Origin of the sequence: Streptomyces blattellae (assembly GCF_009709555.1) — a bacterium.
In the GTDB taxonomy this organism is placed as follows: Bacteria; Actinomycetota; Actinomycetes; order Streptomycetales; family Streptomycetaceae; genus Streptomyces; species Streptomyces blattellae.
Genome location: NZ_WJBG01000066.1, coordinates 1 through 15,512, shown reverse-complemented (window position 1 = coordinate 15,512; position 15,512 = coordinate 1). Strand labels below are relative to the sequence as shown.

At 70.7% G+C, this 15,512-nt stretch carries 17 protein-coding genes; 9 read left to right on the top strand and 8 right to left on the bottom strand.

The window, feature by feature from the left end; translation table 11 throughout:
• Nucleotides 1-83 precede the first annotated feature (83 nt).
• Entirely contained in the window at nt 84-953 is an 870-nt protein-coding gene (locus tag GFH49_RS01545) for a biotin--[acetyl-CoA-carboxylase] ligase (RefSeq protein ID WP_155053904.1), read from the bottom strand.
• Nucleotides 954-1,063: 110 nt separating this feature from the next.
• Between GFH49_RS01545 and GFH49_RS01540 the strand changes: the two genes are divergently transcribed.
• The 4 genes from GFH49_RS01540 (at nt 1,064) to GFH49_RS01530 (ending at nt 3,853) form a co-directional block, all read left to right on the top strand.
• On the top strand, nt 1,064-2,692 hold the full coding sequence (locus GFH49_RS01540) for an acyl-CoA carboxylase subunit beta (RefSeq protein ID WP_155053903.1): 1,629 nt from the start codon (nt 1,064-1,066) through the stop codon (nt 2,690-2,692).
• 21 nt (nt 2,693-2,713) lie between these two features.
• Nucleotides 2,714-2,923 carry an acyl-CoA carboxylase epsilon subunit gene (locus GFH49_RS01535; RefSeq protein ID WP_155053902.1) on the top strand — a complete coding sequence of 70 codons (210 nt, stop codon included), beginning with the start codon at nt 2,714-2,716 and terminating at the stop codon, nt 2,921-2,923.
• Nucleotides 2,924-3,059: 136 nt separating this feature from the next.
• Nucleotides 3,060-3,188 (top strand): morphogenic membrane protein MmpB, encoded by a 129-nt coding sequence (gene mmpB, locus GFH49_RS40905; protein ID WP_268867460.1) that lies wholly within the window; start codon nt 3,060-3,062, stop codon nt 3,186-3,188.
• 44 nt (nt 3,189-3,232) lie between these two features.
• Nucleotides 3,233-3,853 carry a Maf family protein gene (locus GFH49_RS01530; protein ID WP_155053901.1) on the top strand — a complete coding sequence of 207 codons (621 nt, stop codon included), beginning with the start codon at nt 3,233-3,235 and terminating at the stop codon, nt 3,851-3,853.
• Here the strand turns inward: GFH49_RS01530 and GFH49_RS01525 are convergent.
• A complete protein-coding gene (locus GFH49_RS01525; protein ID WP_155053900.1) occupies nt 3,822-4,301 on the bottom strand; it encodes a hypothetical protein in 480 nt (159 codons plus the stop codon). The two genes, GFH49_RS01530 and GFH49_RS01525, sit on opposite strands and share 32 nt — an antisense overlap.
• 364 nt (nt 4,302-4,665) lie before the next feature.
• Between GFH49_RS01525 and GFH49_RS01520 the strand changes: the two genes are divergently transcribed.
• Both GFH49_RS01520 and GFH49_RS01515 read left to right on the top strand, forming a co-directional pair.
• Nucleotides 4,666-6,438: an acetyl/propionyl/methylcrotonyl-CoA carboxylase subunit alpha gene (locus GFH49_RS01520; RefSeq protein WP_155053899.1), complete on the top strand. Its 1,773-nt coding sequence runs from the start codon at nt 4,666-4,668 to the stop codon at nt 6,436-6,438.
• 174 nt (nt 6,439-6,612) lie between these two features.
• Nucleotides 6,613-7,155 (top strand): TetR/AcrR family transcriptional regulator, encoded by a 543-nt coding sequence (locus GFH49_RS01515; RefSeq protein WP_155053907.1) that lies wholly within the window; start codon nt 6,613-6,615, stop codon nt 7,153-7,155.
• Between the two features lie 67 nt (nt 7,156-7,222).
• On the opposite strand, the gene GFH49_RS01510 is transcribed toward GFH49_RS01515, so the two are convergent.
• Nucleotides 7,223-8,179 (bottom strand): DeoR/GlpR family DNA-binding transcription regulator, encoded by a 957-nt coding sequence (locus tag GFH49_RS01510; protein ID WP_155053898.1) that lies wholly within the window; start codon nt 8,177-8,179, stop codon nt 7,223-7,225.
• A gap of 166 nt (nt 8,180-8,345) precedes the next feature.
• Complete coding sequence (locus GFH49_RS01505; RefSeq protein WP_155053906.1) at nt 8,346-9,794, bottom strand: NAD(P)H-quinone dehydrogenase; 1,449 nt, start codon at nt 9,792-9,794, stop codon at nt 8,346-8,348.
• 97 nt (nt 9,795-9,891) lie between these two features.
• Between GFH49_RS01505 and GFH49_RS01500 the strand changes: the two genes are divergently transcribed.
• The 3 genes from GFH49_RS01500 (at nt 9,892) to GFH49_RS01490 (ending at nt 13,267) form a co-directional block, all read left to right on the top strand.
• Nucleotides 9,892-10,329: a gamma-glutamylcyclotransferase family protein gene (locus GFH49_RS01500; RefSeq protein WP_155053897.1), complete on the top strand. Its 438-nt coding sequence runs from the start codon at nt 9,892-9,894 to the stop codon at nt 10,327-10,329.
• A 120-nt stretch (nt 10,330-10,449) separates the two neighbouring features.
• Entirely contained in the window at nt 10,450-11,274 is an 825-nt protein-coding gene (locus GFH49_RS01495; protein ID WP_155053896.1) for a purine-nucleoside phosphorylase, read from the top strand.
• 361 nt (nt 11,275-11,635) lie between these two features.
• Nucleotides 11,636-13,267, top strand: coding sequence for a phospho-sugar mutase (locus tag GFH49_RS01490; RefSeq protein WP_155053895.1), 1,632 nt, complete (start codon nt 11,636-11,638; stop codon nt 13,265-13,267).
• 88 nt (nt 13,268-13,355) lie between these two features.
• Here GFH49_RS01490 and GFH49_RS01485 read toward each other — a convergent pair whose 3' ends face one another.
• From GFH49_RS01485 to GFH49_RS01470, 4 genes are read right to left on the bottom strand one after another with little or no spacing between them, the layout of a single operon-like run.
• Nucleotides 13,356-13,592: a hypothetical protein gene (locus tag GFH49_RS01485; protein ID WP_155053894.1), complete on the bottom strand. Its 237-nt coding sequence runs from the start codon at nt 13,590-13,592 to the stop codon at nt 13,356-13,358.
• A gap of 45 nt (nt 13,593-13,637) precedes the next feature.
• Complete coding sequence (locus GFH49_RS01480) at nt 13,638-14,270, bottom strand: GAP family protein (RefSeq protein ID WP_155053893.1); 633 nt, start codon at nt 14,268-14,270, stop codon at nt 13,638-13,640.
• 9 nt (nt 14,271-14,279) lie between these two features.
• Nucleotides 14,280-14,552, bottom strand: a complete 273-nt coding sequence (locus tag GFH49_RS01475; RefSeq protein ID WP_155053892.1) for an SHOCT domain-containing protein — start codon at nt 14,550-14,552, stop codon at nt 14,280-14,282.
• 35 nt (nt 14,553-14,587) lie between these two features.
• A complete protein-coding gene (locus GFH49_RS01470) occupies nt 14,588-15,082 on the bottom strand; it encodes a DUF6325 family protein (protein WP_230396101.1) in 495 nt (164 codons plus the stop codon).
• Between the last annotated feature and the right edge of the window lie 430 nt (nt 15,083-15,512).

Genomic DNA, 15,512 nt, shown 5'->3' with positions numbered 1-15,512 from the left:
CGCAAGCGAACCCACACGGACCGACGGACAACACACCGCGCACAACGCACCCGCAAACGCACCGACACACCGCCCGACAGACCTCACGCCGGGCGCAAGTGAACGATGTCCCCCGCCCCCACCGGCTCCTGCACGCCCTCCTCCGTCGCCAGCACCAGCCGCCCGTCCCCGTCGATCGCCACCGCCTCACCGGTGACCGACCGATCGCCGGGCAGCTCGGCCCGCACCCTCCTCCCCAGCGTCGCGCAGCCCGCCGCATACGTCTCCTGCAGCCCGCTCGCCCCGGGATCGCCGCCGGCCGAGCGCCACCGGCCGTACCACTCCTCCAGCGACCGCAGCACGGCCCGCAGCAGGGGGTCCCGGTCCGTGCTCACGGCCCCCGCCAGCGCCAGCGAACCGGCGGCCGGCACGGGAAGCTCGTCCTCGCGCAGGGTCACATTGATGCCGACGCCGACGACCACGCCATCGGCTCCGGCCCGCTCGGCGAGGATTCCGCCGGCCTTGCGTTCCTCACCGCCGACGGTCAGCAGCAGGTCATTGGGCCATTTGAGTGCCGTGTCCACGCCCGCGGCCCGCGACAGCCCCGTCGCCACCGCGACACCGGTGAGCAGCGGCACCCACCCCCAGCGGTACACCGGCACCTCCGTGGGCCGGAGGAGGACGGAGAAGAACAGGCCGGAGCGGGCCGGAGCCGTCCACTGCCGTTCGAGGCGCCCGCGCCCCGCGGTCTGCTCCTCGGCGACGAGGACCGCGCCCTCCTCCGCGTCGCCCGCGTTCGCCAGGGCCACGAGGTCGGAGTTGGTGGAGCCGGTGCTCGGCACGACCTCCACGTCCGACCACAGCCCGCCCTCCCGCACGAGCGCCCGGCGCAGGGCGGCGGCGTTGAGGGGCGGCCGGTCCAGGTCGGACCACCGGCTGCTGTCGTTCGGCTCTGCTGCATCTCGCGGCGTCATGCAAGCCAGACTAGGTGTGTTGAACGCCGCACTGCCGATTGGTAGGCACCCCACTACTCTACGGATGAGTAACAGTCCCCCCTTTTGAGCAGGCAGGGAGCGCCGTCCCGATGTCCGAGCCGGAAGAGCGTCACGAGATCCAAGAGTCCTCAGAGACCTCAGGGATCGACATCCACACCACCGCGGGCAAGCTCGCGGATCTCCAGCGCCGTATCGAGGAAGCGACGCACGCCGGCTCCGCACGCGCCGTCGAAAAGCAGCACGCCAAGGGCAAGCTGACGGCCCGTGAGCGGATCGAGCTCCTGCTCGACGAGGGGTCCTTCGTCGAACTCGACGAGTTCGCCCGGCACCGCTCCACCAACTTCGGCCTGGAGAAGAACCGGCCGTACGGCGACGGCGTCGTCACCGGCTACGGCACCGTCGACAGCCGCCCGGTCGCCGTCTTCTCTCAGGACTTCACCGTCTTCGGCGGTGCCCTCGGCGAGGTCTACGGCCAGAAGATCGTGAAGGTCATGGACTTCGCGCTGAAGACCGGCTGCCCGGTCATCGGCATCAACGACTCCGGCGGCGCCCGCATCCAGGAGGGCGTGGCCTCGCTGGGCGCGTACGGCGAGATCTTCCGCCGCAACACACACGCCTCCGGCGTCATCCCGCAGATCAGCCTGGTCGTGGGCCCCTGCGCGGGCGGCGCGGTCTACTCCCCCGCGATCACCGACTTCACGATCATGGTCGACCAGACCTCGCACATGTTCATCACCGGCCCGGACGTCATCAAGACGGTCACCGGCGAGGACGTCGGCTTCGAGGAGCTGGGCGGCGCCCGCACCCACAACTCGGCCTCGGGCGTGGCGCACCACATGGCCGGGGACGAGAAGGACGCGATCGAGTACATCAAGCAGCTGCTGTCGTACCTGCCGTCCAACAACCTCAGCGAGCCCCCGGCCTACCCGGAGGAGGCCGACCTCGCTTTCACCGACGAGGACCGCGAGCTGGACGTACTGGTCCCCGACAGCGCGAACCAGCCGTACGACATGCACACGGTGATCGAGCACATCCTGGACGACGCCGAGTTCTTCGAGACGCAGCCCCTCTACGCCCCCAACATCCTCACCGGTTACGGCCGCGTCGAGGGCCGCCCCGTCGGCATCGTCGCCAACCAGCCGATGCAGTACGCGGGCTGCCTGGACATCAAGGCCTCCGAAAAGGCCGCCCGCTTCGTCCGCACCTGCGACGCCTTCAACGTCCCGGTCATCACCTTCGTCGACGTCCCCGGCTTCCTCCCCGGTGTCGACCAGGAGCACGACGGCATCATCCGCCGCGGCGCCAAGCTGATCTACGCGTACGCCGAGGCCACCGTCCCGCTGATCACGGTCATCACCCGCAAGGCCTTCGGCGGCGCCTACGACGTCATGGGCTCCAAGCACCTGGGTGCCGACCTCAACCTCGCCTGGCCGACCGCCCAGATCGCCGTCATGGGCGCCCAGGGCGCGGTCAACATCCTGCACCGCCGCACCATCGCCGAGGCGGAGGCCTCAGGAACGGACGAGGCGACCCGCGCCCGCGTGATCCAGGAGTACGAGGACACCCTCCTCAACCCGTACATCGCCGCCGAACGCGGCTACATCGACTCCGTGATCATGCCGTCCGACACCCGCCGCCACGTCGTACGCGGCCTGCGTCAGCTGCGCACCAAGCGGGAGTCCCTGCCCCCGAAGAAGCACGGCAACATCCCCCTCTAGGAGCCAGCTCTAGGAGCCACCATGACGATCAAGGTCGTACGGGGCAACCCCACCCCCGAGGAGCTCGCCGCCGCCCTGGCGGTGGTCCGAGCCCGCGCCGCGGCAGCAGCAACAGAGCCGCCCGGCGCACCCCGTGACAGAGACTCCTGGTCGGACCCGGCCCGGATCGCAGCACACCGCGTGCCCCAGCCCGGGCCCACGGCATGGTCCCGCACATACTGGCCGGGCTAGCAGCAGCCCGGCCAGGGGCGCGGGGCTGTATCAATGTGCGGCTCCGCCGCGTGGGCGCACAGTACGGCAAACCCGGGGCACCACTTGAGTACGCATACTCAGGCGCCCTCCCCCCGCCCCGCCCCACGCTAGTGGCATGCTGTGGTCCGACCCTGAGAACGAGCCGCCCGAAGAACTGCGCGAAACGCAGCAGATGCTGCGGCGGCTCGGCTTTCTCATGGCCCTCGCCATGGTCCTGGCCATGCTCGTGATCGGCCTGACCTAGGGCCTGTCCGAGTTGCCGGAGCGGACCGTCGATACCCTGACCGCATGACAGACACGCCCCGCCGCCGCCTCGTCCTCGCCTCCCAGTCCCCCGCCCGCCTGAGCCTCCTCCGGCAGGCCGGCCTGGACCCCGAAGTGATCGTGAGCGGCGTGGACGAGGACGCCGTCACCGCCCCCACCCCCGCCGACCTGGCCCTTGCCCTCGCCGAGGCGAAGGCGTCGGTCGTCGCGGCGAAACCGGAGGTCAAGGGCGCCCTGGTGATCGGCTGCGACTCGGTGCTTGAGCTGGACGGACAGGCGCTCGGCAAGCCCGCCGACGCCGAGGAGGCCACCGCCCGCTGGAAGTCGATGCGCGGCCGGGCGGGCACGCTGCAGACCGGGCACTGCGTCTACGACACGGCCACCGGCCGGTATGTCTCCGGCGTCGCCTCCACCGTCGTCCGCTTCGGCGAGCCGACCGACGAGGAGATCGCCGCGTACGTCGCCTCGGGCGAACCCCTCTACGTCGCGGGGGCGTTCACGCTCGGCGGCCGCTCGGCGCCGTTCATCGACGGCATCGACGGCGACCACGGCAATGTGATCGGCATCAGCCTGCCCCTCGTACGCCGTCTGCTCGCCGAACTGGGCGTGGGGATCACGGAGTTGTGGGCGCCGGCGGAGGACTGACCGGGGAGCCGCCGTTGCCGGGCTTGCTGTCCCCGGGTTCTGGGGCGGCGGGCCGCTCCTCCGCGTCGTACGTCATCAGCAGCAGCACGATGAGGCCGAGCACCAGCACCATGAACAGGAACGCCGGCCAGCCGACCAGGCCCCAGGTGAGGGCGCCCAGCAGGCCGTGCACCACGGCGCCGCTGATCAGCAGGGCGCGGCCGAAGCCGGCGGGGCGGCGGTCGCGCAGGGCCACGAGCAGGGCGACCAGGCCGCAGAAGGCGAAGTAGAGGCCGAAGAGCACGCCGCCGATCTTCGAGGACAGCGACATGACGTCCGGGTCGAGGCCCGCCAGGGACATGTTCTGGCGGTCGACCACGACCCCGAGGAACCAGTTCAGCGCGGCGATGCAGAGCGCCTCCACGAAGAGCACGACCGCCACGACCCACGCCACCGGTCTGCGCACCACCGGTCCCCACCCACCCTCAAGCCGAGCCCCTGTTACCCCAAGTATGTTCGATACACCATGAACGCTACTAACGGGTAAACCACGGGACAAGGGTCCGGCGCTCGGCAAAGAATCATTGGGCCATTCGTAGGGACTCCACAAAGAAACCGGGTGGCCCGCAGCACGTGATGACAGAGACCTTGACCACAGAGGACGGCTAGGGTTGCCCGGAGGAGTCCTGCGTACCGAGGTGCGACAAGGGATTTCGCGGGTCGAGCAAGCCTCGTATCACGCTCCGTGTGGGCAAGCTCACCAGTGGGGACGGGTCGAAGTGCCGTGTCGGCAGTCCCTAAACTCGGCTTGTTTCAAGGAGGGAGCCTCAATCGTGCGCAAGGTGCTCATCGCCAACCGTGGCGAAATCGCTGTCCGCGTGGCCCGGGCCTGCCGGGACGCCGGTATCGCGAGCGTGGCCGTATACGCCGACCCGGACCGGGACGCGTCGCATGTCCGCGCGGCGGATGAGGCGTTCGCCCTGGGCGGTGACACCCCGGCGACGAGCTACCTGGACATCGAGAAGGTCCTGAACGCCGCCCGGGAGTCCGGCGCGGACGCGATCCACCCCGGCTACGGCTTCCTCTCCGAGAACGCCGAGTTCGCACAGGCGGTCCTGGACGCCGATCTGATCTGGATCGGCCCGCCGCCGCAGGCCATCCGGGACCTCGGTGACAAGGTGGCCGCCCGGCACATCGCCCAGCGCGCGGGCGCCCCGCTGGTCGCCGGTACGCCCGACCCGGTCTCCGGCGCCGACGAGGTCGTCGCCTTCGCCGAGGAGCACGGCCTGCCGATCGCGATCAAGGCCGCCTTCGGTGGCGGCGGTCGTGGTCTGAAGGTCGCGCGGACGCTCGAAGAGGTGCCCGAACTGTACGAGTCGGCGGTCCGTGAGGCCGTCGCCGCGTTCGGGCGCGGCGAGTGCTTCGTCGAGCGCTACCTGGACAAGCCGCGGCACGTGGAGACGCAGTGCCTGGCCGACACCCACGGCAACGTGGTCGTCGTGTCGACCCGTGACTGCTCGCTGCAGCGCCGGCACCAGAAGCTGGTCGAGGAGGCCCCGGCGCCGTTCCTGTCCGAGCAGCAGAACGCGGAGCTGTACCGCGCCTCCAAGGCCATCCTGAAGGAGGCCGGATACGTCGGCGCGGGCACCGTGGAGTTCCTGGTCGGCATGGACGGCACGATCTCCTTCCTGGAGGTCAACACCCGGCTCCAGGTCGAGCACCCGGTCACCGAGGAGGTCGCCGGCATCGACCTGGTGCGCGAGATGTTCCGCATCGCCGACGGCGAGGCCCTCGGTTACGGCGACCCCGGGCTGCGCGGCCATTCCTTCGAGTTCCGCATCAACGGCGAGGACCCGGGCCGGGGCTTCCTCCCGGCGCCGGGCACGGTCACCAGGTTCGACCCGCCGGCCGGTCCGGGCGTCCGCCTGGACGCGGGCGTCGAGTCCGGCTCGGTCATCGGCCCGGCCTGGGACTCCCTGCTCGCCAAGCTGATCATCACCGGCGCCACCCGCGAGCAGGCCCTGCAGCGGGCCGCCCGCGCGCTGGAGGAGTTCCAGGTCGAGGGCATGGCGACCGCGATCCCGTTCCACCGCGCGGTGGTGAAGGACCCGGCGTTCGCCCCCGAAATCACCGGCAGCCAGGAGCCCTTCACCGTCCACACCCGCTGGATCGAGACCGAGTTCGTCAACGAGATCAAGCCCTTCGCCGCCCCCGCCGACGTGGACTCGGACGAGGAGCCGGGCCGCGAGACGGTCGTCGTCGAGGTCGGCGGCAAGCGCCTGGAGGTCTCCCTCCCGTCCTCGCTCGGCATGTCGCTGGCCCGCACCGGCCTCGCGGCAGGCGCCAAGCCCAAGCGCCGCGCGGCCAAGAAGTCCGGCCCCGTGGCCTCCGGCGACACCCTCGCCTCCCCGATGCAGGGCACCATCGTCAAGATCGCCGTCGAGGAGGGCCAGGAGGTCAAGGAGGGCGACCTGGTCGTCGTCCTGGAGGCCATGAAGATGGAGCAGCCCCTCAACGCCCACAGGTCCGGCACCATCAAGGGCCTGTCCGCGGAGGTCGGCGCCTCCATCACCTCCGGCGCGGTGATCTGCGAGATCAAGGACTGAGCCGTACGACACCCTTCGTACGACATCCTGACGCGCCCGGCGGAGACCACAGCGGTCGGCCCGCCGGGCGCAGCCGTTTGCCGATGGCATTCTGGAGAGACAGCCGGGCGGACGAGAGGGCAGGTGGGAGCCATGGCGGTCTCGACCTCACAGGAGACGAGCCCGCCACGCCCCATGCGCGCCGACGCCCGCCGCAACTACGACCGCCTGCTCGCCGAGGCCCGCACCGCCTTCGCCGCCCACGGCACCGACGCCTCGCTGGAAGACATCGCCCGCCGCGCCGGCGTCGGCATCGGCACCCTCTACCGCCACTTCCCCAACCGCCACGCCCTGCTGAGCGCGGTCTTCGAGGACGGCGTAAGCGACCTCCTCGCCCGCTCCCGCGAGCTGCTGGGCACCCCGGACCCGTGTACGTCCCTGGTCACCTGGCTACGCGAGATCGTCACCCATGCAGGCGAGTACCGGGGCTTGTCGCGGGCGCTCATGTCGGTGTCGTACGACAACACCTCGGCCCTCGCGCGATGCAGCCACCCGATCCGCGAGGCGGGCACGGCCCTGCTGACGCGAGCCCAGGAAGCAGGCAAGGTCCGCCCCGACGTGGCGATCGGCGATCTCCTCCAACTGACCCACGCGATCGCGCTGGCAGCGGAAGAGTCGCCGACGGACCCGGACTTGGCGGACCGGCTGCTGAAACTGACCTTGCGGGGACTGACGTAGACGTCGCGGGGACCGACGTGAGGGGCGCGGGGCTGTGTCGGTATACGGCTCCGCCGCGTACGTGACCCTAACGCCGCCGCATATCCGCGACCCGCGCCCGCTGCTCCGCGCCCGCTTCACCCAGCACCGTGGCCGTACGCAGGGCCTGGCCCCCACCGGGAACTCCCCGCCGGGGCCCCGGCAGCGGCACGTCCCGGCGCTGCTGACGCGCCGGGACGGGATCACCGCCCCCCGCGTTTCCCGATGCCCCCGCGACGGCGATCTGCACCCCCTGGTCGGCCAGCGCCTGCAACTCCGTGGCCGCACGGTCGTCATGCGCGGGCGGCTCGTCCGTCACGAGGCGCGTGATCACATCCGTCGGCACCGTCTGGAACATCGTGTCCTGACCGAGCTTGGTGTGGTCGGCGAGGACGACGACCTCCGCCGCCGCCTGCACCAGCGCCCGGTCCACGGACGCCGACAGCATGTTGGACGTGGACAGCCCGCGTTCGGCGGTGAGCCCACTGCCGGACAGGAAGGCCCGCGACACCCGCAGCCCCTGCAAGGACTGCTCGGCGCCGCTGCCCACCAACGCGTAGTTGGAGCCACGCAGGGTGCCGCCGGTCATCACGACCTCCACCCTGTTGGCATGGGCCAACGCCTGGGCCACCAGGAGGGAGTTGGTGACGACGGTGAGCCCGGGGACCCGGGCGAGCCGGCGGGCCAGCTCCTGTGTGGTGGTACCCGCCCCGACCACGATGGCCTCGCCTTCTTCGACGAGGTTCGCGGCGAGATCGGCGATGGCCGTCTTCTCGGCGGTCGCGAGATGTGATTTCTGCGGAAAGCCGGACTCCCGCGTGAACCCGCCCGGCAATACCGCACCGCCGTGCCGGCGGTCGAGGAGTCCTTCTGCCTCCAGTGCGCGCACGTCCCGCCGTACGGTCACTTCGGAGGTCTGGACGACGCGGGCGAGCTCACGGAGCGACACGGCCCCGTTCGCTCGCACCATTTCGAGGATCAATTGGCGACGTTCTGCAGCGAACACGAAACTGACAGTAACCCCAACGACCGTCTGCTTTCAGCAGTTTGCGCCGAATAACAGAAGTTGTTCGCACAGGAAGGCGGGAAGTGGTATAGGGCCTAGTCCCGCCGACTATGCCGTACGAATGCTCGACAACTCCCCGTGACCAGCGGGGAGTCGGTTCAAGCCGTCAGGCGTCGCCGTTCGTCTTGCGGGTGTGGAGCTGGCGGGCCACCTCGGCGATCGACCCCGAAAGGGAGGGGTACACGGTGAACGCGTTCGCGATCTGTTCGACCGTCAGATTGTTGTCGACGGCGATCGAGATGGGATGGATCAGTTCCGAGGCGCGCGGCGCGACGACCACTCCGCCGACCACGATGCCGGTGCCCGGACGGCAGAAGAGCTTGACGAAGCCGTCGCGGATGCCCTGCATCTTGGCGCGCGGGTTGCGCAGCAGCGGCAGCTTGACGACCACGGCGTCGATCCTGCCGCCGTCGACGTCGGCCTGGGAGTAGCCGACGGTGGCGATCTCGGGGTCGGTGAAGACGTTCGACGAGACCGCCTTGAGGTTGAGCGGGGCCACCGCGTCGCCGAGGAAGTGGTACATGGCGATACGGCCCTGCATGGCGGCCACGGAGGCGAGGGCGAAGACACCGGTCACGTCACCGGCGGCGTACACGCCCGGGGCGGTCGTACGGGAGACCCGGTCGGTCCAGATGTGGCCGGACTCCTGGACCTTCACGCCGGCCTCGTCCAGGCCCATGCCCGCGGAGTTCGGAATGGCGCCGACGGCCATCAGACAGTGCGAGCCGGTGATGACGCGGCCGTCGGCGAGCGTGACCTCGACGCGGTCGCCGACGCGCTTGGCGGCGGCGGCACGGGAGCGGGCCATGACGTTCATGCCGCGGCGGCGGAAGACGTCCTCCAGGACGGCGGCGGCGTCCGGGTCCTCGCCGGGCAGCACGCGGTCGCGGGAGGAGACGAGGGTAACCCTGGAGCCGAGGGCCTGGTAGGCGCCGGCGAACTCGGCGCCGGTGACACCGGAACCGACCACGATGAGCTCGGCCGGCAGCTCGTCGAGGTCGTAGACCTGGGTCCAGTTGAGGATGCGCTCGCCGTCGGGCTGGGCGTCGGGCAGCTCGCGCGGGTGGCCGCCGGTGGCGATGAGGACGGCGTCGGCGGTGAGCGTCTCCTCTGTCCCGTCGGCGGCCCGTACGACGACCTTGCGCGATCCGTCGAGGGCCTGCATGCCCTCCAGCCGTCCACGCCCGCGCATGACACGCGCGCCGGCCCGGGTCACGGAGGCGGTGATGTCGTGCGACTGGGCGAGGGCGAGCCGCTTGACACGCCGGTTGACCTTGCCGAGATCGACCCCGACGACCCGGGCGGGCGTGTCGATGTGCGGGGTGTCGTCGGCGACGATGATGCCCAGCTCTTCGTACGACGAGTCGAAGGTGGTCATCACCTCGGCCGTGGCGATCAGGGTCTTCGACGGCACGCAGTCGGTGAGCACCGACGCCCCGCCCAGACCGTCGCAGTCGACGACGGTCACCTCCGCGCCGAGCTGCGCGGCCACCAGCGCCGCTTCGTATCCGCCGGGTCCGCCACCGATGATCACGATCCGAGTCACGTATGCAATTGTCCCGCACGCTTCGGGGTGGTCCTGCCCTGGGGGGCCGCCTGAGATACCACTGTTACGGGAGGGGCGGCCGGTTCGGCTGCCGTACGCTCGACCCATGTCGCTCTACGCCGCCTACGCCGGCAATCTCGACGCGCGGCTGATGACCCGCCGCGCACCGTACTCGCCGATGCGCGCCACCGGCTGGCTGAACGGGTGGCGGCTGACCTTCGGCGGCGAGCAGATGGGCTGGGAGGGCGCGCTCGCGACGATCGTCGAGGATCCGCTGGAGCAGGTCTTCGTCGCGCTGTACGACATCGCACCGATGGACGAGGAGTCCCTGGACCGCTGGGTCGGCGTGGGCCTGGGCATCTACCGCCGGGCCCGCGTGCGCGCGCTCACCCTGGACGGCGAGGAACCGGCCTGGGTGTACGTCCTGAACGGCTACGAGGGCGGGCTCCCCTCGGCCCGCTACCTCGGAGAGCTCGCGGACGCCGCCGAGTCCGCGGGGGCACCGCACGACTACGTGATGGAGCTGCGCAAGCGGCCCTGCTGAGTGCGGCCTGCCGAGTACCGTGCCGCCGGCCGGTTTCGCCGGAAACAACAAGGCAACGATCGCCATCCCGTGGGTTCCGTCATCTACGCGCGTAGGCCCAGACCAGCTACTCTCATGCGCGTGAACGCATCTCTTCTTCCGGACGACATCCAGGGCGATCCCTACGCCGCCGCCGACGCCGCCGCCGCGCGCCTGCGGGAAATGACCGGCGCCGAGACCCACGACGTCGCCCTTGTGATGGGCTCCGGCTGGGCACCGGCCGTGGAGGCCCTCGGCGCACCCGACGCCGAGTTCCAGGTCACCGAGCTGCCCGGGTTCCCGCCGCCGGCGGTGGAGGGACACGGCGGCAAGATCCGCTCGTACAAGATCGGCCACAAGCGCGCCCTGGTCTTCCTCGGCCGCACGCACTTCTACGAGGGCCGCGGCGTGGCAGCAGTAGCCCACGGCGTCCGCACCGCGGTGGCGGCCGGCTGCAAGACGGTCGTCCTCACCAACGGCTGCGGCGGCCTGCGCGAGGGCATGCGCCCCGGGCAGCCGGTCCTCATCAGCGATCACATCAACCTCACCGCCACCTCCCCGATCGTCGGCGCCAACTTCGTCGACCTCACCGACCTGTACTCGCCGCGCCTGCGCGCCCTGTGCAAGGAGATCGACCCCACCCTGGAGGAGGGCGTCTACGCCCAGTTCCCCGGCCCGCACTACGAGACCCCGGCGGAGATCCGCATGGCCCGCGTCATCGGCGCGGACCTCGTGGGCATGTCGACCGTCCTGGAGGCCATCGCGGCGCGTGAGGCCGGTGCCGAGGTGCTGGGCATCTCCCTCGTGACGAACCTCGCGGCAGGCATGACGGGAGAGCCCCTGAACCACGAGGAGGTCCTGCAGGCCGGACGGGACTCGGCGACACGGATGGGGTCACTGCTGGCGCAGGTGCTGGGCCGACTGTGAGGCGTCGCCCCATGCCCGGCTGGCTGATTTTCAGCCCGTCCGGCGTTTGAGGACGAGGGGAGGCCTTCCCGATCCCCCACCCACCCACTGCGAGCCGACCACAACGCCAGTCCCGGTATTTCAGCCCGCCCAACGCCTGAGGACGGACCAACCGTCCCGATCCCCCACCCACCCACTGCGGGCCGGCCACAGCGCCGGTCCGGGTATTTTCAGCCCGTCCGGCGTTTGAGGACGAGGCCGTTGAGGCCGAAGCGGGGGTCTGGGGGCGCAGCCCCCAGGGACGGGACGGGTAGGGGCGGCGGGGGCGAGGAACCCGGCCCGCACCCGACACCGTACGGACACACAACGAGAGGCACCCGACGTGCACGACGATCTCATCGCCCGGGCCCAGGCGTGGCTCGCCGAGGACCCCGACGCGGAGACCCGCGACGAGCTGTCCAAGCTCATCGACGCCGCGGACGTCACAGAACTCACCGAGCGCTTCGCCGGCACCCTCCAGTTCGGCACGGCCGGCCTGCGCGGAGAACTGGGCGCCGGCCCGATGCGCATGAACCGCTCGGTCGTCATCCGCGCGGCAGCAGGCCTCGCCGCGTACCTGAAGAAGAACGGCCAGTCCGGCGGACTCGTCGTCGTCGGCTACGACGCCCGGCACAAGTCCGCCGACTTCGCCCGCGACACCGCCGCCGTGATGACCGGCGCGGGCCTGCACGCGGCCGTCCTGCCCCGCCCGCTCCCCACCCCCGTCCTCGCCTACGCCATACGGCACCTGGGCGCGGTCGCCGGTGTCGAGGTCACCGCCAGCCACAACCCGCCCCGCGACAACGGCTACAAGGTGTACCTCGGCGACGGTTCGCAGATCGTCCCGCCGGCGGACGCGGAGATCGCGGCCGAGATCGACGCGATCGACGCCCTCGCCGACGTCCCCCGGCCCGACTCCGGCTGGGAGACGCTCGACGACGCCGTCCTCGACGCCTATCTCGCCCGCACGGACGCCGTCCTGACCGCCGGTTCCCCGCGCACCGCCCGTACCGTCTACACGGCGATGCACGGCGTCGGCAGGGACGTCCTGCTGGCCGCGTTCGCCCGCGCCGGCTTCCCCGCACCGGTACTCGTCGCCGAGCAGGCCGAGCCCGACCCGGACTTCCCGACCGTCGCCTTCCCCAACCCGGAAGAGCCCGGCGCGATGGACCTGGCCTTCGCCAAGGCCCGGGAGACCGAGCCGGACCTGATCATCGCCAACGACCCGGACGCCGACCGGTGCGCGGTGGCCGTCAAGGACGGCGCCGACTGGCGCATGCTCCGCGGCGACGAGGTCGGCTCCCTCCTCGCCGCCCACCTCGTCCGGCGCGGCGCACACGGCACGTTCGCCGAGTCCATCGTGTCGTCGTCCCTGCTCGGGCGGATCGCGGAGAAGGCGGGACTGCCGTACGAGGAGACGCTCACCGGCTTCAAGTGGATCGCCCGCGTGGACGGTCTGCGCTACGGCTACGAGGAGGCCCTCGGCTACTGCGTCGACCCCGACGGCGTACGCGACAAGGACGGCATCACCGCGGCCCTCCTCGTCACCGAGCTGGCGTCCGAACTGAAGGAGCAGGACCGCACCCTCCTGGACCTGCTGGACGACCTCGCCGTGGAGCACGGCCTGCACGCCACCGGCCAGCTCTCCGTCCGCGTCGAGGACCTGTCGGTCATCGCGGCCGCCATGCGGCGCCTGCGCGAGCAGCCGCCGACCGAGCTGGCGGGACTGGCCATCACCGACGCCGAGGACCTCACCCGCGGCACGGACAGGCTGCCGCCCACGGACGGCCTGCGCTACACGCTCGACGGCGCCCGGGTCGTGGTACGCCCCAGCGGCACGGAGCCGAAGCTGAAGTGCTACCTGGAGGTCGTGGTACCGGTCGCCGCGCACGACCGGCTGCCCGAGGCCCGCACGAAGGCCGCCGAGCTGCTCGCCGCGCTCAAGCGTGACCTGTCGGCGGCGGCCGGCATCTGAGCCGTACGCGCCCCCTTGGAGGCGGCCGGCACGGTGCCGAGCCGGGGTTCGTGGCCGTCCTCGCCCGCGCGGCCGGGCACCCGGCCGGCTACGGCAACGGCAACGGCAACGGCAACGGCAACGGCAACGGCAACGGCAACACCATCGAGCACGGCGACCGCCTCTGGCAGCGCACCAGTCCCGCGCCGGCGAGAAGTCGGACGGATCGGACGGAAAGGTCCGCGCGCTCCACAGAGGCTGAGCCGACCAGAACGGCCAGGACCACGATGCCGCGCAGCACGTCGAGGGTGCCTCCGCTGATCAGCATGACCGTGCCGAAGGCCACCAGGCCGCCGGCTGTCTCCCTGTCACCCGGCGTGGGTCAGCGGTGTCAAGTGAGGATCAGGAGGATGAAGACCGCGCACACGATGATGTTCACGAGCCAGCTGTGCGTGTTCATCCAGTCGCGGATCTTGGGCATGGCGGCTTCGGCATGGCGGCCGAACAGCAGACGTACCAGCAGCGGAAGCGCCGCGACGAGGAGGGTCAGGGCGATGAACGGCAGTGCCGAGGCGAACGACGCGTCGGTCTGGATCAGATTGACGCCCACGGTCAGCATGATCATGATGTCGGACGGCATCAGGAGGATGACCAGCAGTCCGACCTTGAACGCCTTGCGCGAGTCCGCGGTCATCAGGGTGCCGAGCCACTTCGGCGGCTCGATGGTTTCCCGCTTGATCCAGTTCTTGAGCGCGGCGGCGGCCAGGAGCGCCACGAGTACGTACTGGATGATCAGACCCGTGGAACCGTGGTCGGAGGAGTCACCGAGGTCGACAGCGTTGCCGAGAGCGGCTGCGAGGCCCATCGCGATGGCCACGCCCGCCGTGGCGGCGATGGCCACGCCGGTCAGAAACCCCAGCGACACGCGGACCGCCCTCGGCGTCGTCACGAAGATGATCGCCGACATGATCTGAGGTCCGATCATCATGGTGATGGCGAGCGGGAGGATCTGCAGGCCGTCCATAGCTGGTGGTCACCCGCTGAGGATCGTGCGCTTCTGGTCCTCGAACTCCGCTTCCGTCAGCACACCTTGAGCTTTCAGTTCACCCAGTTCTTTCAGCTGGGCGATCTTGTCCTCCGAGGACAGGGCCGGGGGCTGAGCGAAGGGCCCGGGTCGCGGTGCGGCCCGCCGGGCGTCCTGCTCGGCCCACCGGCCGGCCTGCCGCCGGGACACGCGGTTCGACACCGCCGTCGCCGTGCCGGCGACGGCGGCGGTGCGGGCGACGCCGCGAATGAGACCTGGCATGGTCGGCACCTCCTGTGCTCTGCGTGCTGTGCTGTTCACGTCCCGGTGTCGGCTGCGGCCTCCGCCGAGTCCAGTGCCGCGATCACTTCCTGGACGGGGATCCTTCCGGCGGCCACCAGTCGGGCGCCGCCGCGCCGCAGGGCTCGGGCGAAGGGTGCGGCCCAGCGGTTCTCGTACATCAGGATGGCGGCCGCGCTGCCGGGACCGATCGCCTTTCCGGCCTCTTCGATGTCGTCCTGCCCGAGCAGTCCCGAGGTGGCGCCTTCGAACGCCGTGAGGTCCGTGTCCGCGTCCCGGTTGAGGTCCGCGATGTCGACCGCTGTGACGGAACCGTCGTCGTCCTTGCGCACGAACACGAGGTCGAGGATGCGGATCAGCCCCTGGTCGACCAGGTCGACGAGGTACGGGAGGGCTTCTCCCGTGGGACGGCTGCCCGGGTATTCGACCACCAGGTAGTCGATGGGGCCGATGTCGTCGAATGCGTCGTCGTCGAATGCGTCGTCGTCGAATGCGTCGTTTTCGTTGCTCACGGCAACCTCTCAGGGTGCGAGAACCGGGTGCTCCTCCCCTCCTCGGCCGCGCATCCGCTGCCGAACCGCCTCCGGCAACAAAGCCCCTCATCCAGTGCACCACCCGCCTGGGGGATCCGCACACCGGGCGGCTCCCGCAGCCGCCCCAGCTGCCATGCGCCGTCCACCCGGCCTGGATATGGTTGCCATATAGGGAAAACGCGCCAAAACGCCTCGCCGCACGCGCGTTGAACTGCTCCCTCGCGAGCGACTCGCTCCCCGGTGGTTCCTCATCTGCATCCGGAGGTTCCGGAAGTCAGGTCGCCGGGGTTCGTCGCCGGGGCTCCGCTGAGCGCCACGGAGCCCGCCGTCCAGAACCCCAGGTGGCCGGGCCACCGTCGACTTCGCCAGGAAGCGGGGCCGGAAGTCCTCCACCGCCATGGCGTCGTGG